At 64.8% G+C, this 21,785-nt stretch carries 23 protein-coding genes; 9 read left to right on the top strand and 14 right to left on the bottom strand.

All coding sequences use genetic code 11. The features are described from left to right. Window positions 1-32: 32 nt before the first annotated feature. From V0R59_RS16895 to V0R59_RS16885, 3 genes are all read left to right on the top strand, one after another. Window positions 33-2,216, top strand: coding sequence for a TonB-dependent receptor (locus V0R59_RS16895; protein WP_330074051.1), 2,184 nt, complete (start codon window positions 33-35; stop codon window positions 2,214-2,216). 64 nt (window positions 2,217-2,280) lie between these two features. Further along, window positions 2,281-2,613, top strand: coding sequence for a fe2+ zn2+ uptake regulation protein (locus V0R59_RS16890; protein ID WP_330074050.1), 333 nt, complete (start codon window positions 2,281-2,283; stop codon window positions 2,611-2,613). 100 nt (window positions 2,614-2,713) lie between these two features. Continuing rightward, the gene (locus tag V0R59_RS16885; protein WP_330074049.1) at window positions 2,714-3,340 is read left to right on the top strand and encodes a hypothetical protein; all 627 of its coding nucleotides are present in this window, start codon (window positions 2,714-2,716) and stop codon (window positions 3,338-3,340) included. Here the strand turns inward: V0R59_RS16885 and V0R59_RS16880 are convergent. The 6 genes from V0R59_RS16880 to V0R59_RS16855 all read right to left on the bottom strand — a co-directional run bounded on the left by V0R59_RS16880 (window position 3,298) and on the right by V0R59_RS16855 (window position 8,215). Beyond that, the gene (locus tag V0R59_RS16880; protein ID WP_330074048.1) at window positions 3,298-5,304 is read right to left on the bottom strand and encodes an HNH endonuclease family protein; all 2,007 of its coding nucleotides are present in this window, start codon (window positions 5,302-5,304) and stop codon (window positions 3,298-3,300) included. The genes V0R59_RS16885 and V0R59_RS16880 overlap by 43 nt on opposite strands. Continuing rightward, window positions 5,301-5,981: a peptidoglycan-binding domain-containing protein gene (locus V0R59_RS16875; RefSeq protein ID WP_330074047.1), complete on the bottom strand. Its 681-nt coding sequence runs from the start codon at window positions 5,979-5,981 to the stop codon at window positions 5,301-5,303. The genes V0R59_RS16880 and V0R59_RS16875 overlap by 4 nt, the downstream gene beginning before the upstream one ends. A 121-nt stretch (window positions 5,982-6,102) precedes the next feature. Next, window positions 6,103-6,327: a FecR/PupR family sigma factor regulator gene (locus tag V0R59_RS16870; RefSeq protein ID WP_330074046.1), complete on the bottom strand. Its 225-nt coding sequence runs from the start codon at window positions 6,325-6,327 to the stop codon at window positions 6,103-6,105. 90 nt (window positions 6,328-6,417) lie between these two features. Beyond that, a complete protein-coding gene (locus V0R59_RS16865; protein WP_375547352.1) occupies window positions 6,418-6,693 on the bottom strand; it encodes a hypothetical protein in 276 nt (91 codons plus the stop codon). Window positions 6,694-6,767: 74 nt separating this feature from the next. Then, a complete protein-coding gene (locus V0R59_RS16860) occupies window positions 6,768-7,550 on the bottom strand; it encodes an ABC transporter permease (RefSeq protein WP_330074045.1) in 783 nt (260 codons plus the stop codon). Further along, complete coding sequence (locus V0R59_RS16855; protein WP_330074044.1) at window positions 7,547-8,215, bottom strand: ABC transporter ATP-binding protein; 669 nt, start codon at window positions 8,213-8,215, stop codon at window positions 7,547-7,549. Before V0R59_RS16855 ends, V0R59_RS16860 begins: the two co-directional genes overlap by 4 nt. A 151-nt stretch (window positions 8,216-8,366) precedes the next feature. On the opposite strand from V0R59_RS16855, the gene V0R59_RS16850 reads away from it, so the two are divergent. The 6 genes from V0R59_RS16850 to V0R59_RS16825 all read left to right on the top strand — a co-directional run bounded on the left by V0R59_RS16850 (window position 8,367) and on the right by V0R59_RS16825 (window position 14,016). After that, complete coding sequence (locus tag V0R59_RS16850; protein ID WP_330074043.1) at window positions 8,367-9,143, top strand: COG4705 family protein; 777 nt, start codon at window positions 8,367-8,369, stop codon at window positions 9,141-9,143. A gap of 5 nt (window positions 9,144-9,148) precedes the next feature. Next, a complete protein-coding gene (locus tag V0R59_RS16845) occupies window positions 9,149-9,559 on the top strand; it encodes a hypothetical protein (RefSeq protein WP_330074042.1) in 411 nt (136 codons plus the stop codon). A 63-nt stretch (window positions 9,560-9,622) separates the two neighbouring features. Further along, the gene (locus V0R59_RS16840) at window positions 9,623-10,288 is read left to right on the top strand and encodes a response regulator (protein ID WP_330074041.1); all 666 of its coding nucleotides are present in this window, start codon (window positions 9,623-9,625) and stop codon (window positions 10,286-10,288) included. Further along, on the top strand, window positions 10,264-11,616 hold the full coding sequence (locus V0R59_RS16835; protein ID WP_330074040.1) for an ATP-binding protein: 1,353 nt from the start codon (window positions 10,264-10,266) through the stop codon (window positions 11,614-11,616). The genes V0R59_RS16840 and V0R59_RS16835 overlap by 25 nt, the downstream gene beginning before the upstream one ends. Window positions 11,617-11,976: 360 nt before the next feature. Then, window positions 11,977-12,285 (top strand): hypothetical protein, encoded by a 309-nt coding sequence (locus tag V0R59_RS16830; protein ID WP_330074039.1) that lies wholly within the window; start codon window positions 11,977-11,979, stop codon window positions 12,283-12,285. Window positions 12,286-12,318: 33 nt separating this feature from the next. Then, entirely contained in the window at window positions 12,319-14,016 is a 1,698-nt protein-coding gene (locus V0R59_RS16825; protein WP_330074038.1) for a phosphoethanolamine transferase, read from the top strand. Between the two features lie 10 nt (window positions 14,017-14,026). Here V0R59_RS16825 and V0R59_RS16820 read toward each other — a convergent pair whose 3' ends face one another. The 8 genes from V0R59_RS16820 to V0R59_RS16785 all read right to left on the bottom strand — a co-directional run bounded on the left by V0R59_RS16820 (window position 14,027) and on the right by V0R59_RS16785 (window position 21,747). Further along, window positions 14,027-14,914, bottom strand: a complete 888-nt coding sequence (locus V0R59_RS16820) for an SdiA-regulated domain-containing protein (RefSeq protein ID WP_375547354.1) — start codon at window positions 14,912-14,914, stop codon at window positions 14,027-14,029. A gap of 71 nt (window positions 14,915-14,985) precedes the next feature. Continuing rightward, window positions 14,986-16,506 (bottom strand): ArnT family glycosyltransferase, encoded by a 1,521-nt coding sequence (locus V0R59_RS16815; RefSeq protein WP_330074037.1) that lies wholly within the window; start codon window positions 16,504-16,506, stop codon window positions 14,986-14,988. Window positions 16,507-16,509: 3 nt separating this feature from the next. Further along, window positions 16,510-16,785, bottom strand: a complete 276-nt coding sequence (locus tag V0R59_RS16810) for a lipid-A-disaccharide synthase N-terminal domain-containing protein (RefSeq protein WP_330074036.1) — start codon at window positions 16,783-16,785, stop codon at window positions 16,510-16,512. Further along, complete coding sequence (locus V0R59_RS16805) at window positions 16,782-17,513, bottom strand: glycosyltransferase family 2 protein (protein WP_330074035.1); 732 nt, start codon at window positions 17,511-17,513, stop codon at window positions 16,782-16,784. Before V0R59_RS16805 ends, V0R59_RS16810 begins: the two co-directional genes overlap by 4 nt. A 33-nt stretch (window positions 17,514-17,546) precedes the next feature. Then, window positions 17,547-18,521: an NAD-dependent epimerase gene (locus tag V0R59_RS16800; RefSeq protein WP_330074034.1), complete on the bottom strand. Its 975-nt coding sequence runs from the start codon at window positions 18,519-18,521 to the stop codon at window positions 17,547-17,549. Continuing rightward, a complete protein-coding gene (locus V0R59_RS16795) occupies window positions 18,509-19,846 on the bottom strand; it encodes a UDP-glucose dehydrogenase family protein (protein ID WP_330074033.1) in 1,338 nt (445 codons plus the stop codon). Before V0R59_RS16795 ends, V0R59_RS16800 begins: the two co-directional genes overlap by 13 nt. 168 nt (window positions 19,847-20,014) lie before the next feature. After that, entirely contained in the window at window positions 20,015-20,986 is a 972-nt protein-coding gene (locus V0R59_RS16790; protein ID WP_330074032.1) for a glycosyltransferase family protein, read from the bottom strand. Continuing rightward, window positions 20,983-21,747: a glycosyltransferase family 32 protein gene (locus V0R59_RS16785; protein WP_330074031.1), complete on the bottom strand. Its 765-nt coding sequence runs from the start codon at window positions 21,745-21,747 to the stop codon at window positions 20,983-20,985. Before V0R59_RS16785 ends, V0R59_RS16790 begins: the two co-directional genes overlap by 4 nt. Window positions 21,748-21,785 lie beyond the last annotated feature (38 nt).

Here is a 21,785-nt window from a genome sequence, read left to right as displayed (position 1 = left end):
CATTTTCTCCTGATGAAAAGGACCCACTCGTCATGCCAGTTGTTCGTCGCCCCTTCGATCGCAGTGTATTGTCGATCGCCATCCGTGCCGCCTCCCTCAACCTCGTCCTGGCCGCCGGCGGCGCCTGTGCCTGGGCTGACACCCTCGCGCCGGCTGCGCCTGGCGACAGCCTGACCCTCGACGCCACCCATGTCGATTCCAGCGCCATCAGCCCCGGCGCGCTGCCGGAAGAGCTCGCTGGCGGGCAGGTCGCGCGTGGCGCACGGCTGGGCATGATGGGCAACAAGGACGTGCGCGACACGCCGTTCAGCATCACCAGCTACACCGCCAAGACCCTGGCCGACCTGCAGACAGTGACGGTCGCCGACGCACTGGAACGTGACCCGTCGGTGCGCTCCACCGGCCAGACCGGCGGCATCGTCGACTCGTTCTTCATCCGCGGCTTCGCCATCGGCGAGGGCAACCTTGGCGAGCTGGCCTTCGATGGCGTGTATGGCGTCGCCCCCAACTACCGGGCCTTCACCGAGTACGCCGAGCGCATCGAGGTGCTCAAGGGACCGGGGGCGCTGGTCTACGGGATCTCGCCCAACAGCGGCGTGGGCGGGGTGATCAACCTCGTGCCCAAGCGCCCACTGGCCGAGGACCTGACCCGCTTTACCGCCAGCTACGCATCGGACTCCCAGGTGGGCGGCCACCTCGATTTCAGCCGTCGCTTCGGTCCGGACAACCGCTTCGGCATCCGCTTCAACGGCAGCTTGCAGGACGGTGACACCGCCGTGGACAACCAGCAGCGCAACCTCAACATTGCCGCCATCGCCCTCGACTACCAGGGCGAGCGCCTGCGCCTGAACCTCGACTTCCTCAACCAGCGCGAGCACTTCGATGGTGCTTCGCGGCCGTTCACCGTGCTGCCGACGATCCAGGTACCGTCGGCGCCCAATGGCCGCACGAGCCTGCCGCAGGAGTGGGGCTGGTCGACCACCCACGAGCAGTCGGCGTTGCTCGGCGGCGAGTACGACCTGAGCGATTCGCTGACCGTGTTCGCCCACGCCGGCGGTGGCCGGTCGGACGTCAAGCGCATGTCCGACCAGGTGCCGCGCATCCTCAACAATGCCGGTGACACCACCAACATCCCGGGTTACTACAAGTTCAACGTGGACCGTTCCACCGCGGACATCGGGGTTCGCGCACTGTTCGATACCGGTCCCGTGGCGCACACCACCACGCTGATGGCCAGCGGTTACCAGGACGAACTGTCCCGCGGTATCAACAACGGCAGCGTGATCAACTCGAACATCTACCACCCGGTGGACGTGCCCAAGCAATACATCCTCGCGCCCAAGGTGCTGCGGGTCTCAGAGTCCGAGCTCTCGGGCGTGGCCCTGACCGACACCCTGTCGATGCTGGACGAGCGCCTGCAACTGAGCCTCGGCGTGCGCCGCCAGTCCATCGAATCGCGCAACTACGGCACCACGGGCGTGGTGCGCTACAAGGACGATGCGACCACCCCGCTGGTGGGTGTGGTAGTCAAGCCCTGGGAGGACGTTTCCCTCTACTACAACTACGTCGAAGGCCTGAGCAAAGGCGATATCGCCCCGGCGACCGCCAACAACGGCGGCACCACCTTCGCACCCTACAAGTCGAAGCAGCATGAAGTCGGGGTGAAGTACGAGCACGGCAGTTTCCTGACCACCCTGGCCCTGTTCCAGATCGAAAAGCCCAGCGGTGAAATCGGGGCGGACAATGTGTTCTCGGTGCAGGCCGAACAACGCAACCGCGGGGTCGAACTGGGCGTGTTCGGCGAAGTGGCGCCGGGCACCCGGCTGATGGGCGGCGTCACGCTGCTCGACGGCAAGCTGACCGATTCGGCTACCGCGGCCAACCGCGGCAACAAGCCGGTGGGCGTGCCGGACGTGCAGGCCAACCTCTGGGGCGAGTGGGATACACCGTGGATCGAGGGCGTGACCCTGACGGGAGGTGCCATCTACACCGGTCGGCAGTACGTGAACCAGGCCAACACCCAGGAACTGGACGCCTGGACCCGCATCGATGCCGGCGCGCGCTACACCACGCGCATCGAAGGCCGGCCGACGACCTTCCGCGCCACGCTGCAGAACGTCTTCGATCGCGAGTACTGGTCGGGGGTGGCGTCCTACGGGGCGATTTCGCCGGGTTACCCACGCACCCTGCAACTGTCGGCTACTGTGGATTTCTGACTGGAGTCGCGGCGGGAACGGACGTCCCGCCAAACCAGCACATTACTGAAAAGGAGCATTCTTCATGGCGTACAGCCTGCAAACCCTCGAAAGCCCGCGCGGCAGCAACGATCCGGCGCGGGAGTTGCTGCGCCGGTTCGGCCTGCGTTCCAGCCTGATCCGCTTCAAGGTGATCAATGCCCTGATCGTGGCGCAGCGCGACGGCCAGGGCCTCGGCGCCCGCGGGGTGCATTGCGCCCTGGTGGCGCAATCGAGGGAACTGCTGTTCATCAGCGTGCGGGAGGTGTTGAAGCGCCTGTGCGAGGATGGCGTGCTGTGCCTGCATGTGGACAAGCGCTATCGGTTTACGCCGCTGGCCTGGGAGGTATTGCTCGGGCTCGGCATGGAGGTTGCCTGACATTGCAGCAAAAGGCGCCATGCAAGATGGATTCGAAGGAAGGCGAGGGCGCGGATGCATTACACTGCCGTCTCTCTTTCCTCGCAGATCGCCACGCCCCATGTCTATCCGGTTTTTCGACGGGACCGAAGAGTTCGAGCTCGCTGCGCCGGGCTACCAGGCTGGCATCCTCGCTGGCGACGACGCCATTCGCCTGGCGTTCGCCGATAGCTGGAGCGCCGATGCCTTCCTGACCCGGCACTTCCCAGGCAGGGAAGGCTTGCAGCGCTTGCGCGGGTTGCTGGGCAGCCAGATGCCCCAGATGTTCCGCGTGGACGACCAGGAGGTGCTGCGCTTGATGGCGGACATGCTGGTCAATGGCAGCCTGGCGATGTTCAGGTTGCCCGCGCGGCCGTGGCTTGCCACTCGCAGCCCCGCGGCCGATCAACCGGTAACGGTGGTTGCCCGGGCCACCCCGGCCAGCGCAGCGCCGGAGCGGGTCGAGGTTGCCGAGCCCGCGCCCGTCGCTGCGCCTGCGAAGACCTTCATCGAGATCGAGCTGCTGGACATGCAGGGGCGTCCGGTGCCCGGCGAGGCCTGGATCATCATCCTGGCCGACGGCAGCGAGCACCGCGGCACGCTGGACGACCAGGGGCTGGCCAGGGTCGAGGGGCTGGACCCTGGCGACTGCCAGGTGGTGTTTCCCTATTTGGACCAGCGCGCGGTGGCCTTGTACACCGGCGCCTGATTGGCGACTTCACGGATGTGGTTCCAGGCCGCGACCGTGTTGGCGGGCGGGTTGGTGCGGTTGCGCACTCCAGTCGCGGTGGGAATTTTCCAGTTTGCCAGAGTGCCCTCCTGTTGCATTTTGGCAACGGTCTGGGGGGGGCGGCCCTCCCTGAACGCTGTCAGTGCGCCGACGATCTCGTTCAGCGAATGCTCCATGGAATCGGTGTAAGACTGGCTTTCCCAGACCATCGAATTAGCGTCGTCAGGATCGACCACCTTGCCGCCGCTGGTGACGCCGTACTTCCGATCTATTTCGACAAACGCATCGCTGCGTTGCTTGAGTAGCTTGCGCAACTGGTCGACCTCCTGTTCGGATTGTCCGATCAGGACAGGCTCCATTCCGGGATCGTACGGTCCCCGGAAGTGGTTTTGCTCGATGTGCTCCAAGGCGTCGACGAGAGTGTTGTACCTGGGGATCAGGTCATCCTCCAGGTCTGGTCCATATTCGCCCAGGTTGCCCGTCATGGTTTCCACCGCAGACTCCCAGTTCTTGCGGTCGCACTTGTAGTATTCCAGGGCGTTGTGCACATCGATGAGGTTGCGCTCGTGCTTGAGATACTCATCGTAGAAGGCGGGCTTATGGCGATTGGCTATGCTGAACCGGCCCAGGAACTCCAGGTGATCTTTCATTACCTCCTCCAGCCGTTTCCGGCAGACGTATTCCACTTCGCTCTGTTCGTAACCGTTCTCCCAAAGCACCTTGTAATCGGCCAGGTTCTTGCGCAGGTCGGCCAGCACGTTCATGTCCGCCTGGTAGGTGGCGAGGATGACCGGATGCAGGCCAAGGCGCGGTAGTTCATGCACGCTGCGGGTGGACAGCGCCTGGGCACTGTCCGGTGCCTGCAACTGGGTGGCCTGCTGTTGAGCGGCGAGCAGGTGTTCGAGCAACTCCAGGCTCCAGCAGGCCAGCGCGTCCCTGGCCAAGGCTGCAAAGGGTGCCTGGGGTGTCGTGGAGTAGGCCAGGAACTGCAGGGCAGATTGCGAAGCATCATCTTCCACGACACATTCGTCGGGATAGGTAATCTCGTACCGCATGGTCGGTTTCATCCGCGAGTTCACCCAAGGCGTCTTGCGCTGCCAATCCATGAACTGGTTGACCTGATCGAAGTTCTGGGTCATTTCCAGGAACACGCCGCGCAACATCGACAGGTGGCGCATACGGGTAAACACCAGTTCCTTGCGATTCAGGCCAAGGGTGTTGATGGTCTTGCCACCACGCCCGATGTTGAATTGATCGCCAGGCAGAGACTGATTGCGGTCGCCGAGCTGACCCGCCATGGCCAGGCCCGTACTGATGTCGAAGCTGATGAACTCACGGGGGTCTTCATTGATGGGGTCGATCAGCACCGGCCTTTCATTGTTGTGCGGCGTATTCCAGTTGTCCCTCTGGCCGTTGATGTAGCGTCCCCACTCCTTGATGGCCGCCCAGAAGTCGTCCTCGTCGTCGAAATCATCGCTGTCCGGCGGTGGTGCATCGAAGTTGTCCGGCATCACATCGAAATAGTTCTTCTTGTAGGTCTCGTTGCATTCCTTGCACGACCACAAGTGGTTGCTCCAGTCGTAGACGTACTGGAAGTAGCCGACGTTCTCCACCGTCTGGAAACCGTCATAGCGCTTCTTTGGCCGAAAATGCTCGACGTCGCCGCCGGCGGTATCCATGAAGCGCGCCTCGCAGAAAGCGCATTTGCCGTGCTGGTCGACCTTGAGCAGGGCCTTGGCATGAGGCGGCTTGTACTGCTCGTCGTCGATGATGATCTTGACCACGCCGCTTGTCGTCGTGGTCGCTTTGGCGGCTGCAGTGCCCTTGGTGCAAAGCACCACATCGAGGTTCTTGTTCCGTGCAGCCACCAGTTGCGCGTCCATCGCTTTCTGCGATGCGGCCAGGGCGGGCGGCACATCAGGGGTTTTCTTGACCTTGATCACAGCGGGGCCTCTCCATGGTATTGGCGCAGGGTGTCGAGCACTGCCTGGCTGAGCACTTCGTCTTCAGCGGGAAGCCCGGCGCGCAGGCGCAGGGCGCCAATCGCGGCGCGGGTAGCATCGTCCAGCCTGCCACTGCACTCACCGCCGAGGTAACCCAGCGCGCGCAGGCGTTGCTGCACGCCGATGAGGGTTTCCACGGGATCAAGAGCCCGCAGGTTCAATTGGTAGTCGCGGGAAAAATGCTCGAAGAACACCCGTAGCGTGATGTCCTCGGCGACAGGTGGCAACGGCCAGACGATATCGCCGTTGGCCTGTGCCGTGCTTTCGCCGATCAGGGAGTCGCCGCGGCGGATCTCGAAGCGTTGGGCCAGGCCCTGGCCGGCCAGGGCATAGGGACGGAAACGCAGCAGCGCCGGGGTGTTGGATACCTGGAAACGGTGACGCTTTCCGGTGGCATTGCCAGTGAACGTGGCTTTCTCACGGGGCGGCACGAACACCTGGTCCTGCGCCGCGAGCACTGTGGGGTCGGGCCTGCGTTCACGCAGTGCGGCGTTGTCGGGGTGGTCCCAGAGGGTGGTGTACGCATGCCCGTAGGTGTAGGCGACGCTGTCCAGGCTTTCGGCCGGGCCCAGGGTGACGGTCAGGCCGGCGTCGCCGGGATCCAGTCTGGCATCCATGGTGTGCAGCTCCTTGGCGGATGTGAGGCCGGGTCACCGGGAGTGCTGGCCGAGCGCCATATCCTGCCGTGTCAGGCGGGTCGGGAGCAATCAGTCCGTGCTGCGGTACGCCGCAGTTCGCTCACTCGGGCTTGGCGGGTGCTGGAACCTTGGGCAGGGCATTGCTCAATTCCCAGGTTTCCAGCACCCGGGCATATTCGAAGGCATGCCGCGGATCGGCCTGGACCCACTGCACGAAGGCCTCGCGCTCGGCGACGGTGAAGGCGCTTTCCTGCAGGCGCAGGCACCATTCGGCTGCCTGGTTGAGGATCTCGTCACAGACCGGGTAAGGAAAATAGGGCTTCATCGGCGGCATCCTGCAGGGTCGGGAACGCCACGGTAGGGAAGCGAATGGCAAAAAATCGTCAAAAAATGGTGAGATTTCAGCGCGTAGTGTTTACACGCCAACGGCCAGATGGCGGACGATGGCCTTGATGGCCTCTGGCACGCTGAGCAAGGCGGTATCCACGGTAAACGGCGCTTCAGGCCAGGGCTGGTAATCGTGGTGCAGAACGGATTGCCAGTCGGGCGGGACCAGGCCAGGGATATCCGGGATCCGGCTTTCTATTCGCCGCCGGTGCTCCAGGACATCCGAGCAAATCACCTGGACATCGATCAACGCCACCCCCGCGCGTTCGGCTATTTCAGCCCAGGCCTCGCGGCTCTCGGCCACCGGGTTGACGCAGTCGACGATGATCCGGTGCCCGGCAGGCCGCTGAATACGATGAGCATCGATCCTCCCTGAAATCAGAGTCTGTGGGCCAGAAACTGATGGTCCTTCGAAAACAGGCGCTTGAACGTCAACAACACCGCACACACCGTGCCCAGCCCCGACGACGCGGCAATCAGGAACATGATCACGATCTGGTAGCGCACCGCCTCCGCCGGGCTCTGTCCGGCAAGGATCTGCCCGGTCATCATGCCTGGCAGGCTGACGATGCCCACCACCGACATCTGGTTCAGGGTCGGCATCATCCCGGCCCGCACCGCCTGCGCCGCAGCGCCACGAGCCGCTTCCCAGCGCGTGCCGCCGAGTCCGAGGATCATCTCCACCACGCCGCGATGGGACTTCAACTCACGGGCCATGCGCTCGATGCCCAGGGACACGGCGGTCAGGGTATTGCCGAGGATCATGCCGAGGATCGGAATGGCGTACTGCGGCTCGTACCAGGGCCGCACCCGCAGGACCACGAACAGGCCGATGGCGGTGACCAGCCAGGAGCTCAGCCACACCGAGACCACGCTGTCCACCAGCAGGCCGCGATGGCGCTCCGTGCGCCGGCCACTGGCGGAGAAGCCGGCGACCAGGGTCATGCCGCACATCAGCGGCAGCACCACGTACCAGTGGGCGAACTGGAAGACCCAGCCCAGCACGTAACCGATGGCCAGCAACTGCACCACGGTACGGATGCCCGCCAGGAGCAACTGGCGTTCCAGTTGCAGCTTGAGCAGCACCGACAGCACGCCGTTGATCAGGATCAGTGCAGAGGCGATGGCCAGGTCCGCGTATGAAAGGCTCTGGTAGGTCATGGCTGGAGAACGCCCTGGTGCATGTTCAGTTGACGCCTGCACAGGCGCCGGGCCTGTTCGTGGTCGTGGCTGACCCAGACGAAGGCCCGGGTCTGTGGTGCTGCCTCGAACCAGTCCGTCACCAGCCGCTCGACCGCCGTGGCCGAGTGCGGATCCAGCGCCGCGGTGGGCTCGTCGAACAGGATCACCTGCGGCGCCAGTTGCAGCACCCGCACCAGAGCGACGATCTGCGCTTCGCCGCCGGACAGGTCGTCCGCCGAGCGGTCGAGGAAGGCCGGCGGCTTGCCGGCCTGCAGCAGCAGCGCCGTAACAGCCTCGCGGTCGAAGGTACGCGAACGGTGGCTGGCCAGGGTGAAGGGCAGGCGCAGGTTGTCCAGCACCGTACCCCCGACCAGTGCCGGGCGTTGGGCTAGGTAGCAGACGCTGGCGCGGTACTCGGTGATGCGCTGCGGGGAAACGTTTTGCCGCTGCCAGGTCACGCGGCCGCCGCTCGGTGCATCGAGCAGGGCCAGGGCCCGCAGGAATACGCTCTTGCCAGAACCCGAGGCGCCGATGATCGCCACGCGCTCGCCGGGCGCCAGGGTGAAATCGGTGGGGGCGAGCAGGGTGTCGTGCTGCTCCGGGGCGGTCCGCGCCAGGGCCCTGGCTTCGAGCAGTGGCGTCATGGCGTCTCCTTGGGGTGTTCGCAAGAGGGCCAGCAGTCTGTCAGAGCATAGCGGCGGCGGCCAGTTCCGATTGCCATCCTCAGGCTCGCCTAAGTTTTCCTCGATAACGTCTCTTCCTGTCAGCGCAACAGGCCCCGAGGAGGCGCATTCGATGAACACACCCAGTAGAGTCTGGCTCAACAAAGTCCCGGAAGTGACCCTGTCCTTCTGGATCATCAAGATCCTGTCCACCACTGTCGGCGAAACCGTCGCCGATTTTCTCGCCGTCGATGTCGGCTGGGGCCTGGGCATCACCAGCGTGGTGATGGCGGTCCTGCTCGGCGGCGCACTGAGCCTGCAACTGCGCAACCGCTCCTGCCAGCCCTGGATCTACTGGCTGAGCGTGGTGCTGGTGAGCATTCTCGGCACACAGATCACCGACATCCTCACCGATGTCCTGGATATCAGCCTGTATGCCAGTACCGCTGCCTTCTCGCTGTTGCTGGCGGCCAACTTCGCGGCCTGGTACGCGGTGGAGCACAACCTGTCGATCCGCCAGATCGTCACCCCGCGCCGCGAGTTGTTCTACTGGACCACGGTCCTCTGCACCTTCGCCCTCGGCACTGCCGGCGGCGACCTGGCCACCGAAGCCCTGGGCCTCGGCTTCGGCATCGGATCGCTGATCTTCGCCGCGTTGATCGCCGTCTGCCTGCTGGCCTGGGTGGTCGGGGCCAATACCGTGCTGGTGTTCTGGCTGGCCTACATCCTGACCCGACCACTGGGCGCGTCCCTGGGTGACCTGTTGACCCAATCCCCGGAGTACGGCGGCCTGGGCATGGGCGCCACCTGGACCAGCGCGATCTTCCTGTGCGTGATCTTCATCCTGGTCGCGGTCGCCCAGTTCGGCACCGCCCAGAGCAAAACCCTTCATCCCCTGAAATCGAGGTAATCAGCATGTCGAGCAAACGTACGCTTTCCGCGGTCCTGGCCATGGCGGGCCTGGCGTTCATCCTCACCGCCACCCAAGGCTGCTCGCCGGGCAATGAGCCCGCGCAATCGGCACCTGGCGTGCATGCGCCGAGCAAGCTGGGCAACCTGGCACCGTTCCGTACCATCACCGAGGATGTCGCCGCCAAGGTCGATGCCCAGGACCTGGCCGGGGCCAAGACCCGCATCCGCGACCTGGAAAAAACCTGGGACGACGCCGAAGCCGGGATCAAGCCGCGTGCCGCCGCAGACTGGCACCGCCTGGACAAGGGCATCGACCGCGCCCTCGACGCCCTGCGCGCCAAGCAGCCGCAACAGGCGGACTGCAAGGCCGCGATGGACGATCTGCTGAAGATCTTCGATTCCCTGCAGGGCTGAGTGCTTCCGGCACCGCAGCGGGCAGGCTATCGTTCATCCCATCTTTCGCGCCGGGGAGGTGACATGCGCATATTGCTGGTCGAGGACGACGGGATGATCGCCGAGGCGGTGCAGTCGGCACTGGAGACCGCCGGCTATGCCGTGGACCGGGTGGACAATGGCCTGACGGCGGAAAGCGCCTTGCGCAGCCAGCACTATGACCAGGTCCTGCTCGACCTCGGCCTGCCCGGGCAGGACGGCCTGCAACTGCTGCAACGCCTGCGGGCGGCGGACAACCCGGTGCCACTGTTGATCATCACCGCCCGTCCGGGCCTGGACGATCGCCTGCGCGGCCTCGACGGTGGTGCCGACGATTTCCTGCAAAAGCCCTTCGAAATGGCCGAGTTGCTGGCCCGGATGCGCGCGGTGATGCGGCGCAAGGGCGGCCGTGCGGCACCGGAACTCGGCAACGGCACCCTGAGCCTGGATCCGGCGAGCAAATGCGCGCGGATCCTGGAACAGGAGCCGGTGCAGCTATCCAACCGCGAGTTCGCCCTGTTGCAGGCCTTGCTCCTGCGTCCGGGCGCGATCCTTTCTCGGGGTGAGCTGGAAGACCGCTTGTACGGCTGGGGCAATGAAGTCGAGAGCAATGCCGTGGAGTTTCTGATCCACGCGCTGCGGCGCAAGCTGGGCAAGGATGTGATCCGCAATGTCAGGGGGCTGGGATGGATGGTTTCAAAGGGCGATTGAGCGGTTCCCTGCAACTGCGCCTGTCCCTGGCGTTGTCTTTGGCGATCCTCTTGGTGGCGGTCATGACCGGCCTGTTCACCTATCGCTCGGCCTACGACGAAGCACTGGACTTCCAGGACAACGGCCTGCGCCAGGTCGCCGAGCTGATCGCCCGGCAGCACATGACCTTCACCTATCCCGCTGCGGATGAACTGGACGGTGTCTCCGAGGACGACGAGGAAACCCGTATCGTCATCCAGTTGCTCGCCGACGGGGCCAAGGTCGTGCCGGGCGACGACAGCCAGTTGCCGTTGCCGATTCCGGGCGATATCGGCGCGGGCCTGTCCACCGTGCAAGTCGGCGACGAGCCGTTTCGCGTGCTGGTGGCGAGCGATGCGACGGGGCAGCGCTTCGTCGTGGCCCAGGAAATCCACCGACGCAACCGTGATGCGCGCAATAGCGCCTGGCGGGCGTTGCTGCCGTTCGCCATCCTGTTCCCGATCCTGCTGCTGGTGGTGGCGGACCTGATCCGCAAGCTGCTGCGCCCGGTCACCAGCGTTGCGGCCAGCCTGGACAGCCGCGACGACCAGGACCTGCGCCCGGTGGACGACCAGGCCCTGGCCTCGGAGATCCGGCCGTTCGTGCATGCCATCAACCGCCTGCTGCAACGGGTGGCGCGCAGCCTGGACAGCCAGAAACGCTTCGTCGCCGACGCCGCCCATGAACTGCGCACGCCACTGACCGCCCTGTCCCTGCAGGTCGAGGCGCTGGAAGCCGAAGCACTGCCGGAGCGGGCTCGAACCCAGGTGGCCCTGGTGCGCCGCGGCATCAGCCGCAGCCGCAAGCTGATCGAACAGTTGCTGAGCCTGGCCAGCGCGCAACTGGCGGAGCAGGAGAGGGGATCGGTGTCGGTGCATGCCGTATGTCGGCAGGTGCTGGCCGACCTGATGCCGCTGGTGGAGCGCAAACAGGTGGATATTGGCGTCGAGGGCGAGGATGTCCAGTTGGCCCTGCGGGAGGTCGAGTTGCAGGCAATTCTCAAGAACCTGCTGGAAAATGCCCTTCGCCATGTGCCACAGGCCGGACAGGTCGACGTGCTGTTGCTGCGCAGCGAGGCATTCGTCGAGATATGCGTTCGCGACGACGGTCCGGGGATCGATCCGCAGGAGTGGGAGCGGGTGTTCGATCCGTTCTATCGCAGCCCGGGCAATCAGGAAGAGGGCTCGGGATTGGGGTTGTCGATCGTGCAGACCATCGTGCAGCGCTCTGGCGGTGCGATCACGGCGGGGTATGCCGATGCCGGGGCTCGCCAGGGCTGGCAGGTCTGCTTGCGCTGGCCTGTCGAGTGACAGCCGCATCACCACGGATTGCCGGGCTGTACTAGGCTCTGTCTGAAATGTGTCCGCACTCGCCCATACTGCGTTGAAACGGGGCTCGGAATGCTCATGTACTCCAGTACACTCCGCTTCCTCGCCCCGTTTCGCCTTGTCTGGCCTTCGCGCAGACACATTTCAGACAGAGCGTGGAGTCAACCGTGTTCCCGCTTGAAAACCAGACAAAGGAGTGTCTGCTCATGCCTGCCATGTTCGTCCCCGGGCTTTTCCTCCCCGCGTCGCCTGGATATTTCCAGCATGTTTTTTTAACGGCTTTTTCATCTCCTCCCCCGTAAAACGGCGGCCATGTGCGTTTGGCCTCGGGAGGACGCCGGCATGCTCGCCTATCGCTTGTTCTTTCTCATTGTCTTCATGGCCTCGATCGTGACCTGGGTCTTGCTGTGGCTGGTGGGCTACCTGCCGCTGCAATTGATCCGCGGGCATGTCGCCAGGTCGGGCGGATTTGCCGCCGCCGGGCTGACGCTGGTGCTGATCTTCACGGTCCTGGAACTGTTCCGCCTCGTGGAGGGCAGCGTGCCGCTGTACGCCTTGCTCGGCGTTGGCCTGGTGATCCCCTGGGGAACCTTGCTGGTCGTGCGTTTCAACGCCTTCGTGCGCGACCGAAAACTGCATTCGCATAACTAGAAAACTGCCAGCCTGCTTTGGAGTGATGTACCGATGGACAAGGAAGCGGTCGCCGTACGACCTGAAACTACGAAGAAAATGGGGATCAACCCGATTGGCGCCATACTTCTGGTCGCCTTGTGGATGACCTTGGTGGTCAACTCGGTGTTCTGGTCCACCGTCTGGCGTGCCGTCGATGGCTTCGACAATGGCAACCCGCTGTTCCTGCTGAGCCTGCCGGTGTTCGTCCTGGCCTGGCATTTCATCATTCTCTGGGCGTTGTGCTGGGGACGCCTGCTGCGCCCGGTACTGGCGCTGTTGATCATCGTTGCGTCCTTCGCCAGCTACTTCATCTCGCGCTACGGCATCGTCATCGATGCCGAGATGCTGATGAACGTGTTCCAGACCGACCCTGCCGAAGCGCGCGACCTGCTCAGCCCCGGCATGCTGCTGTGGCTGGCGGGAACCGCCGTGCTGCCGGTGCTGGTGCTCTATCGCCTGCGCCTGTCCCGTCCGCGCTGGCATCGCCAGGCCCTGTGGCGGCTGGGCAGCCTGGTGGCGGTGCTCGCCATGGTCGGGCTGATCGTCGCCACGCAGTACCAGTCCTATGCCTCGCTGCTGCGCAACAACCGCGAGGTGCGCCTGATCCTCACGCCGTCGAACGTGCTGGGGGCGATCCACAGCTATGCGAAGAAGTCTTTCGACAAGCCCGAGGCCTTCGTCCAGGTGGGCACCGATGCACATCAGCAGGTCGACGCAGGCGAGGGCGGTCGGCACAAGCTGCTGGTCCTGGTGGTCGGCGAAACCGCACGGGCGATGAACTTCTCCCTCAACGGCTACGAACGGGAGACCAACCCCGAACTGGCCCGGCGCGATGTCCTGAACTTCAGCCAGGTCAGCTCCTGCGGCACCGCCACCGCCATTTCGGTGCCGTGCATGTTCCAGGACACAGGCCGGGAAAACTGGAAGAGCAGCTACGGCGACCATCGCGAAGGCCTGCTCGATGTCCTGCAGCGGGCCGGTGTCGGCGTGCTGTGGCGCGACAACAACTCAGGCTGCAAGGGCGCCTGCGACCGCGTCCCGAGCGAGGATGTGTCGCACCTCGGCGATGCCCGGCTGTGCAGTACCGGCGAGTGCTTCGATGAAGTGCTGCTGTCGGGCCTGCAGCAGTACCTGGACCAGCGCAGCGACAACACGGTGGTGGTCCTGCATATGAAAGGCAGCCACGGTCCGTCCTATTACAAGCGTTATCCTGCCGAGTTCGAGCGCTTCAAGCCGGTCTGCGCCGACAACCAGCTCGACCAGTGCGAGGACCAGACCATCCGCAATGCCTACGACAATACCCTGCTGTATTCCGATCACGTCCTGGGGCAGGTGATCGACCTGCTGAAGAACAACGCGGCACGCTTCGACGGCGCCATGCTGTATGTCTCGGACCACGGTGAATCCTTGGGGGAAAAGGGCGTGTACCTGCATGGCCTGCCGTATGCCATGGCGCCGGCAGAGCAGACCCATGTGCCGATGGTGCTGTGGATGTCGCCGCAGCTGGCCGCGCGCCGTGGCATATCGCTGAGTTGCATGGCGCAACGCGGCAGCGCCACCTTGTCCCATGACAACCTGTTCCACTCGGTACTCGGGCTCATGAACGTGCAGACTTCGGTCTATCGCCAGCAACTGGATATGTTCCAGCCTTGTCAGCCAGGGCAGTTGGCGGTGCAGCATCCCGCGCTGGGGCCGGTGGCCGAGCAGTAGCGCACCGGCCTCAGGGCTTTTGAAACTTGTAGAAAAGGTTCGGCTCACTGACGATGTAGAGGTTGCCGGCGTCGTCCATGGTCATGCCCTCCGGCTGCGGCGCCGTGCGGGCCAGGCCCGAGAAGCCCGCGCGCAGCGACAGGATGCTGACGAAGCGACCTTCGCCGTCCAGCTCGGTGATGTTCCTTGACTGGTCGCTGAGCAACAGCAGGTGTCCGGTGCGCGAGTCGTAGTGTCCGTCGGACAGGTCGGTGGCATGCACGCTGCGCTTGACCCAATCACGGCGGTCACTGACGGTGAGGCGCAAGGGCCCGCCGTCGAGTGCCGCGAGCATGCCGGACACCTCGAACAGTTGCCGGGGATCGCGCTCCTTGATGGCGAACAGACGGTCATGGCGTGCGTCGTAGGTCACCCCTTCGAAGCCCTTGTTGCGCCTGGTCGGATTGATGTCCAGGGTGACCCATTGCGCCTCGCTGGCCCGTATCGGGCGCGGCTCGGCGGGCAGGGTGATGACGTCCAGGCGCTGCAGCTGTTCGTCGGCGATCGCCAGGCGACCGTTGCCCAGGTAGACCAGGCCCTCGGTGTCCTGGAAGCCTTCCAGCGGGTAGCGGGCCTGAATGTCGCCGTTACCGTCCAGTGCCAGCAATTGCATGGGGTTGCCGTTGGTAATCGCCAGCAAGCGGTTGCGGTCGTGGTCGTAGGTGATGCCGGAGAGGTTCTGCAACGCCGGATCGACCACCTTGGCATCGATCACTACCCGATAGGCGGGGAGCCAGATGTTCTGGCCGGGGGCGGTATCGCCGCTCCAATAGTTGCTCAGATGGGCCTGGAGCTGCTGTGGCCAGAAGGCACCCAGGGCGCGGACGGTCAGGAATGTCAGCCCGGCGAGCAGCGCCAGGGTAACGATCAGCCGCACCGGACGTGGTCGCGACCAGCGGCGCAGGCGTTGCACGGGGAGCGTCTGGCTGGTCACAGCGGCGACTCCCAGGCAAAGCGATAGACATGCGCCGGTGCCGCGGGCCGGCACTTTCCGTTGTCGGCATCGGCACCGACCACATACCACTCGGCCCGCGAGGTGTCGCCCATCTTGCGCGCCTTGCTGGCGTCGAAGCAGCGCCCGGTTTCGCTGGCGGGGACCAGGGCGAAGCTGCCCGGGTGCTGGCTTAGCCAGGCGGCCGCCTCATCGGCGACGGAGCGATCGAGGAAACCGAAGTGGACGATCGGCTGGCGCGCATACAGCCAATGGCCTTCACGCCACTCCACCAACACCAGTTCGGCGCCGCCGGTCACCCGGGCCGCCTCGGCCATCAGGGTTTCATGGGGATTGCGGCCATCCTTGTGCGCCTCGACGAAGCCACGGGCGAACCACAGGCAGAACCACACCACGGCGACCACCGTGAAGACCTTGCGCCACGCCGGACGATGACCGAACCAGCGCTTGAGCAGCCATGGCACCAGCGGCGCCATGGCCAGGACCAGGCCGGGCAGGGCGGGATAGATGTAGAGCTTGCGCTTGCCGCTGCTCAGGCAGAAGAACAGCAGCACCAGCACGACCCAGCCCAGCAGGAGCAGGATACGCCCGTCGCGTTTCTGCAACTGGCGGCGCCAGGCTGGTACCAGCCATGGCAAGGCCAGGATCAGCGGCAGCCAGTATTTGGGAATCACCTCGACGAAGAAGTACCAGAACGGTTCGCGGTGATCCCAGGCATTGGCGTAGCGGCCGGCGGTCTGGCGCAGGAGGATTTCCTTGAGATAGGCCAGCTCCGCAGCGCCACCACCGTGAGCCACCGACAGCAGCAGCGGCAGCAGCCATACCGCGCAGCCCGCCAGCAGCGCCAGCAGGCCGAGGCTCCAGCGCCACCCCTGACCCGGCATCGCCACCACGCCGCGCCAGCCGTGGCGCACCGCCCAGGCGTAGGGCAGCAGCATCAGCGCCGGGACGAAGCCCACGCCCTTGCTGATGATGCCCAGGCCCATGCTCGCGCAACCGAGGTAGAACCAGCCCCATGCCGGGCCCAGCAACAGGTGGCGGATCAGCCCGTAGAAGCCGAGCGCCACCCACAGGCAGAGAAAACTGTCGATCTGCCCGGTGCGCAGGATGCTGTAGGTCTGGTAGGTGGCGAGGAAGAGCAGGGCGGCGATACGTCCGACGCGGCGGTTCCACAGGCGCCGCCCCAGGTCGTAGAGCACGGCGGTGATGGTGGCCGCCGAGAGCAGGCCGGGGATGTACAGGGCGACCTTGGGCAGCCCGGTGATCACGCTGAACAGCGCCACGGTCCACATGAACAGCGGCGGCTTGTCGCCGTAGATCTCGCCGGCGCGATGGGGGATGAACCAGTCGCCGCGCTGCAGCATTTCCAGGGCAACGCCAAGAAAACGTTCTTCATCGACGTTCATCGGCTGGCGCCAGCCGATGCCCGCAGCGATCAGCAGCACGGCCAGGATGACCAGGGCCAGGCACTCGCGCCCGGCGGTTGCGAAACGGGGCACGGGCTATTCCTTCTGCTCTTTGCTGTTTCGGGAGATCAGCTGCAGGTTGCGCAGGTAGACGAGGAAGCCGAAGGACTGGCCGATGATGAACACCGGATCCTGGCGGTAGATGGCGTAGGCCAGCAGCAAGGCGCTGCCGAGCATGCTCAGGTACCAGAAACCGACGGGGATGAGGCTGCGGCGCTTGAACTCGCTGTACAGCCATTGCAGGACGAAGCGCCCGGTGAACACGGTCTGCCCGGCAAAGCCGATGATCAGCCAGAAGGTTTCCCGGGTCATCCTTCAAGCTCCTGTGGGCGACTGTCGAGGCGGGTGCGACGGATCAGCCACCAGACGCCGAACAGGTCGAGGATGCCGACCAGGGCCCGGTCCAGGTTGCCGTACTTGGAGATGCCGGCATTGCGTGGGCGATGGTTGACCGGATGGACGAGCATGCGGCCGTTGTGCCGCAGGATCAGCGCCGGGATGAAGCGGTGCATGTGGTCGAAGTAGGGCAGGCGCAGGAAGGCCGCCCGTTCCACCAGTTTCAGGCCGCAGCCGGTGTCCGGGGTGGCATCCTTGAGCAGGCGGCTGCGCAGGCCGTTGGCGAAGCGCGAGGCCCAGCGCTTGCTGGCGCTGTCGCGGCGTTTGACACGGTGACCGGCCACCAGCTGGATGCCATCCGTATTGCGCACCAGCCCGAGCATGCCGGGGATGTCCGCCGGGTCGTTCTGCCCGTCGCCGTCCAGGGTCGCCAGCCAGCGCCCGCGTGCCGCCTGTGCGGCATGCCAGACCGAGGTACTTTGGCCCAAGGAGCGTTCATGCCGGAGGATGCGCAATTGGCTGAAACCTTCGGCGCGCAGGCGCTGCAGCACTGCCAGGGTCTGGTCGCTGCTGCCATCGTCGACTACCAGCACTTCGTAGTCTTGCGCCGCCAGCGCCACGCGGATCTCGCCGAGCAACGCCGGCAGGTTGTCGGCTTCGTTCTTGGCCGGGATCAGTACGGAAAGTTCGATCGGGTGGTTCATGGTCCTACCTGGTTTCTTGTTGTGGTGGCTGGTTCAGACCCGATGGAAGTCCCGGTACCAGTCAACGAAATGGCGTACGCCCTGTTCGATCGAGACGCTTGGCGCGTAGTCGATCCAGCGCTGCAGCGCGGAGATGTCCGCCCAGGTTTCCAGGACATCGCCGGCCTGCAGTGGCAGGTACTGGCGTTGCGCCTGGATGCCCAGGGCCTGTTCCAGGCATTCGACGAAGTGCAGCAGCCGTACGGGCTGGCCGCGACCGATGTTGAACAGCTGGCAGGGCGGTTGTCCCTCGGCGGGCCGCGGTGGTTTCCCCCGCAGGCGGTGAATGCTCTCGACGATATCGTCGATATAGGTGAAGTCGCGGCCCATCAGGCCATGGTTGTAGACCTCGATGGGCTGGCCTTCGAGCATCGCCCGGGTGAACTTGAACAGCGCCATGTCCGGACGACCCCAGGGGCCGTAGACGGTAAAGAAGCGCAGCCCGGTGACCGGAAGCCGGTACAGGTGCGCGTAGCTGTGGGCCATCAGTTCATTGGCGCGCTTGCTCGCGGCATACAGTGAAACCGGCTGCTCGACCGGGTCATCGACGCCGAACGGCAGCTTGGCGTTGGCGCCGTACACCGAACTGCTGGAGGCATAGACCAGGTGAGCCGGGCGGCCCTGGCGGCAGGCTTCGAGGATATTGAGGAAACCGACCAGGTTGGCCTGGCCGTAGACGCCCGGATTTTCCAGGGAATAGCGCACTCCGGCCTGGGCTGCCAGGTGGATCACTTCGCTGAAGTCATGGGCGGCGAACAACTGCAGCAGCGCGTCGGCGTTGGCAATGTCCAGGTGCTGGAAACGGAAGTTCGGCCACTGCTTCAATTGTTGCAGGCGTGCCTGCTTGAGCTCGACGCTGTAGTAGGGATTGAGGTTGTCGATGCCGACCACCTCGATCCCCTCCTGGCACAGGCGGCGCGCCAGGTGGAACCCGATGAAACCGGCCGCGCCGGTGATCAGTACGGGCATGGTGGCTGCACCTGGCCACGGCCGATGCCGTAGTAGGTCAGGCCGGCGGCGGCCATGTGCTCGGGTTCGAACAGGTTGCGCCCATCGAATACCACCCGGTCCGCCAGCAGGCGCGGCACCTGGTCAAGGTTGAGCACGCGGTAGTCCTGCCATTCGGTGACGACGATCAGCGCGTCTGCGCCCCGTAGCGCCTCTTCCTTGCTCGGCATCAGTTGCAGGTCGGCGCGGGGACCGTAGTGGCGCTGGATTTCCTCCATCGCCTTGGGGTCATGCGCCTGGACCCGGGCGCCAGCGGCCCACAGCGCTTCGAGCAGCACCCGGCTGGAGGCTTCGCGGATGTCGTTGGTATTGGGTTTGAACGACAGGCCCCAGAGGGCGAAGACCTTGCCACGCAACCCCGCTGGGTAGTGCCGCTGGATCTTGTCGAACAGGCGATGCTTCTGCTGTTCGTTCACCGACTCGACGGCGCCCAGCAGGCGCGCATCGAAGCCCTCGGCTTCGGCAGACCTGCGCAGTGCCTGCAGGTCCTTGGGGAAGCACGAACCGCCAAAGCCGCAACCGGCATAGATGAAGTCGTAGCCGATGCGCGGGTCCGAGCCGATGCCGCGGCGCACCATCTCGATGTCGGCCCCCAGGTGTTCGGCGAGGTTGGCGATTTCGTTGATGAAGGAAATCTTCGTCGCCAGCATGCAGTTGGCGGCGTACTTGGTCAGTTCGGCGCTGCGTGCGTCCATGACCATGAGTTTTTCCCGGTTACGGCTGAACGGCAGGTAGAGCTCGCGCAGCAGTTCCACTTCGGCAGGGGCTGCGCCACCTATGATGATGCGCTCAGGGCGCATGCAGTCGTCGACCGCCGAGCCTTCCTTGAGGAATTCAGGGTTGCTGATCACCCCATAGTCGTCGGCGTTGGCCACTGCCTGGGCGATCCGCCCGCGGATCCGGTCGACCGTGCCCACCGGCGAAGTGGACTTGTTGACGATGACCTTGGGCGCGTCGGCGTGTTCGAGAATGCTGTCGACCACCGCGAACACCTGGCCCAGGTCGGCACTGCCATCGGCCTGTGGTGGCGTGCCCACGGCGATGAACTGCAGCCTGGCGTAGCGGGTGGCCAGGGCCGCATCGGTGGTGAATCGCAGTCGGTCAGCCGCCAGGTTCTCCTCCAGCAGCGTCGTCAGGCCGGGCTCGAACAGTGGGCAGTGCCCTTGGTTCAGCGCGGCGACCCGTTCGGCGTCGACGTCCATGCACAACACCGAATGTCCCATCTGCGCCAGGCAGGCTGCCTGGGTCAGTCCCACATAACCGGTACCGAAAACCGTCACCTTCATCCCTATGCTCCTGGTCAGAACCTGTAGAGGCCGCGGACGGCGTGCGTGCTCACCGTCCGTTGGTGAGCACGCAGAGAAAATGTCACGCTTTCGTTTAAGGTTTGTTACAGGTCTGCAGCACTCCCGAGCGTTGCGCCCAGGCGATTTCCTTGCATCAAGGCGAATTGATCAGCGGGCGCGCAGAAAGGCCATGCCATCGCCCTGCAGGCGAGCGCCTGGGACAGCCTGCAGCTCTTCACGCAACCGATCGACCCGTTCGTAGAGCTGATCGACCCGCAGTTGCAGCATGTTGTCCTGACTGAGTATGCCGGGTTGCAGTGCCAGCGCTTGCAATTCACTGACCAGACGCTCCTGAGCTCGCTCCATGCGGAAGGCGGGCAGGGTCATGCGCGTCCATTTGCTGCGACCCAGGCCGATCCGGCTGGCGTGGAACTTGACGATCTTGCCGAGGTGGTAGCGCAACGGCCGGCCTTCGCTGAACCGGGCGGGGTCGTAGAAACCCGACAATCGCTGGATGCGCGGCTCCAGGTCGAACATTTCGGCCCAGTCATGCCATTTGTCCGCATTGAACTGCCCGCCGAAGGAGAATCCTTGCCAGGGCACCCGGACGATATCGGCAAGGATCGCTCCGTGCATGGCCTCGGTCAGCACCAGCCTGGCACCGGTCAGCGCGCTCATGAATTCCGGGGCCGGGAGCAAGGGAGAGACGAAACGCATCCCGGCCTGTTCGCAGACCTGGTTCCAATCCACATAACGCAGTGAGCGATGGTGAGGCACCAGTACGACGCTGTCGCGTCTCCCGGCCGTTGCGTTCCAGTCCAGGCTGGCCAGCAGATAGGCTGAATCCGCTATCGCAAGGTGCGCCTCAAGCCCCAGCCGCTGTGCGGTGCGCAAGCCGCGCACGGCATGGAAATGCCAGCGCCCGTCGAGTGCGGGCGGCGTGCCGTATCCGGCACCGGTCCCCAGCACCATGATCTTCTCGGCGTTGTCCAGACGGCGGCAGAAGTGTTCGTTGAGCAGGGTGCCGATGCCGAGCAACGCCACGTTGTCGCGCTGGATATCCCCCAGCAAGGCCGGCCAGATCCATTCGTTGAGCTCGTCGCCGACGTTCGCGCTGCCCGCCGCAAATACCGCTTTCATTGCCTGGTCTCCCGGTCCGTGAGGGGGATGGTCCATGCCTTACGCAACTGTTGTGCAACGCTGTAGCGGCACAGTTGCACGCAATGGCCGGCGTTTCCCGGCGCCTTGCGCAGCGCGCGCCAGGTCCGGCTGAGGGCGCCTTTATGGCTGCGGTCGCGCCAGCTTCCGGCATACAGGTGCCGCGCCACCGGGCGCACCCCGGCCGCCGCCTGGCGGTGCGGGTCGGCGAACACGCCGACGGGGAACACCCGGTCCCAGCCGATCAACTGTTCCTGGGGCGATGCGCCGAAACCCTTGACCCCGAGCAGGCGGCTGACTTCATTGACATTCACCAGCTCGGACAGGCGCGCCGTATCGAAGCGTACCCGGTCGTACCAGGCCAGCATGGCCTTGGGCAGCCAGTGCCCGGGCGCTGCGCCGATCACCGAGGTGCCGACGCGGTCGTCCCATTCCAGGCCGATGAACAAGTCGTTGTCGAGCAGAGGGTCGAAGGAGGCAAGCGCTTCGACATCGGTGTCCAGATAGATCCCGCCTTCCCGGGCGAGCACCTGCATGCGCACATAGTCGGCGACGAAGGCGTAGCGTCCGGCGTTGTAGGCCGCCGCGGTGAAGGTGTGGGCATAGACGTCGATGTTCGATTCGTCCCAGCGCACCAGTTCGTAGTCCGGCAGGTGCCAGGCCCAGGAGGCCAGGCAGCGGCGAGCCAGCAACGGCAGCGGCTTGCCGCCGAACCAGCAATAGTGGATTTTTTTCGCGATCATGAGTGTTCCCGATGGAGTTGCGAAGCAGCGTGGTCCCG

Source organism: Pseudomonas ulcerans (assembly GCF_036324125.1).
Classification (GTDB): Bacteria; Pseudomonadota; Gammaproteobacteria; order Pseudomonadales; family Pseudomonadaceae; genus Aquipseudomonas; species Aquipseudomonas ulcerans.
Note: the sequence above shows the minus strand (reverse complement) of the source record. Positions and strands in the feature narration are given on the sequence as shown.

What these genes read in the sequence shown, in the direction of transcription:
- V0R59_RS16895 (WP_330074051.1), top strand. Translation starts at nt 33, where the DNA reads ATGCCAGTTGTTCGTCGCCCCTTCGATCGCAGTGTATTGTCGATCGCC.
- V0R59_RS16890 (WP_330074050.1), top strand. Translation starts at nt 2,281, where the DNA reads ATGGCGTACAGCCTGCAAACCCTCGAAAGCCCGCGCGGCAGCAACGAT.
- V0R59_RS16885 (WP_330074049.1), top strand. Translation starts at nt 2,714, where the DNA reads ATGTCTATCCGGTTTTTCGACGGGACCGAAGAGTTCGAGCTCGCTGCG.
- V0R59_RS16875 (WP_330074047.1), bottom strand. Translation starts at nt 5,981, where the DNA reads ATGGATGCCAGACTGGATCCCGGCGACGCCGGCCTGACCGTCACCCTG.
- V0R59_RS16870 (WP_330074046.1), bottom strand. Translation starts at nt 6,327, where the DNA reads ATGAAGCCCTATTTTCCTTACCCGGTCTGTGACGAGATCCTCAACCAG.
- V0R59_RS16860 (WP_330074045.1), bottom strand. Translation starts at nt 7,550, where the DNA reads ATGACCTACCAGAGCCTTTCATACGCGGACCTGGCCATCGCCTCTGCA.
- V0R59_RS16855 (WP_330074044.1), bottom strand. Translation starts at nt 8,215, where the DNA reads ATGACGCCACTGCTCGAAGCCAGGGCCCTGGCGCGGACCGCCCCGGAG.
- V0R59_RS16850 (WP_330074043.1), top strand. Translation starts at nt 8,367, where the DNA reads ATGAACACACCCAGTAGAGTCTGGCTCAACAAAGTCCCGGAAGTGACC.
- V0R59_RS16845 (WP_330074042.1), top strand. Translation starts at nt 9,149, where the DNA reads ATGTCGAGCAAACGTACGCTTTCCGCGGTCCTGGCCATGGCGGGCCTG.
- V0R59_RS16840 (WP_330074041.1), top strand. Translation starts at nt 9,623, where the DNA reads ATGCGCATATTGCTGGTCGAGGACGACGGGATGATCGCCGAGGCGGTG.
- V0R59_RS16835 (WP_330074040.1), top strand. Translation starts at nt 10,264, where the DNA reads ATGGATGGTTTCAAAGGGCGATTGAGCGGTTCCCTGCAACTGCGCCTG.
- V0R59_RS16830 (WP_330074039.1), top strand. Translation starts at nt 11,977, where the DNA reads ATGCTCGCCTATCGCTTGTTCTTTCTCATTGTCTTCATGGCCTCGATC.
- V0R59_RS16825 (WP_330074038.1), top strand. Translation starts at nt 12,319, where the DNA reads ATGGACAAGGAAGCGGTCGCCGTACGACCTGAAACTACGAAGAAAATG.
- V0R59_RS16810 (WP_330074036.1), bottom strand. Translation starts at nt 16,785, where the DNA reads ATGACCCGGGAAACCTTCTGGCTGATCATCGGCTTTGCCGGGCAGACC.
- V0R59_RS16805 (WP_330074035.1), bottom strand. Translation starts at nt 17,513, where the DNA reads ATGAACCACCCGATCGAACTTTCCGTACTGATCCCGGCCAAGAACGAA.
- V0R59_RS16800 (WP_330074034.1), bottom strand. Translation starts at nt 18,521, where the DNA reads ATGCCCGTACTGATCACCGGCGCGGCCGGTTTCATCGGGTTCCACCTG.
- V0R59_RS16795 (WP_330074033.1), bottom strand. Translation starts at nt 19,846, where the DNA reads ATGAAGGTGACGGTTTTCGGTACCGGTTATGTGGGACTGACCCAGGCA.
- V0R59_RS16790 (WP_330074032.1), bottom strand. Translation starts at nt 20,986, where the DNA reads ATGAAAGCGGTATTTGCGGCGGGCAGCGCGAACGTCGGCGACGAGCTC.
- V0R59_RS16785 (WP_330074031.1), bottom strand. Translation starts at nt 21,747, where the DNA reads ATGATCGCGAAAAAAATCCACTATTGCTGGTTCGGCGGCAAGCCGCTG.